The organism is Arthrobacter sp. B0427-1-12, from assembly GCF_059092905.1.
The window spans coordinates 1-541 of sequence record NZ_JBNHIC010000197.1; the positions used below are offsets into that span (position 1 = coordinate 1).

Genomic DNA, 541 nt, shown 5'->3' on the forward strand with positions numbered 1-541 from the left:
GTCTGACCAAGTCAGTGCTCGAAACGGCCCTCGAGGCGGAGCTGACCGAGCACCTCGGGCACGAGAAGCACGGGGCTGCGGAGGGCCCCAATGTGCGGAACGGGACACGTTCTAAGACTGTGTTCACCGAGATCGGACCCGTCCAGGTCGAGGTGCCCCGGGACCGGGAGGGCACCTTCGAACCGCGGATCGTCAGGAAGCGCCAGCGCCGTCTGGACGGGATCGACGAGGTTGTCCTGTCCCTCACGGCCAGAGGCCTCACCACCGGAGAGATCGCCGCGCACTTTGATGAGGTCTACGGTGCCACCGTCTCGAAGGACACCATTTCGCGGATCACCGAGAAGGTCTGTGACGAGATGGCCGAGTGGGCCAACCGGCCCCTGGACCGGGTCTACCCGGTGATCATGGTGGATGCGATCCATGTGAAGGTCCGCGACGGGCAGGTGCGCAACAGGCCCTTCTACGTGGTCATCGGGGTGAGCGTCAACGGTGAACGGGACATCCTGGGCATCTGGGCCGGAGACGGCGGGGAGGGCGCCAA

1 protein-coding gene is annotated in these 541 nt (G+C 65.6%); it reads left to right on the forward strand.

The annotated features are described in order from the left end of the window. On the forward strand, positions 1 to 541 hold a 541-nt coding region (locus tag AC5RWU_RS24530; protein WP_493986773.1), incomplete at both ends, for an IS256 family transposase.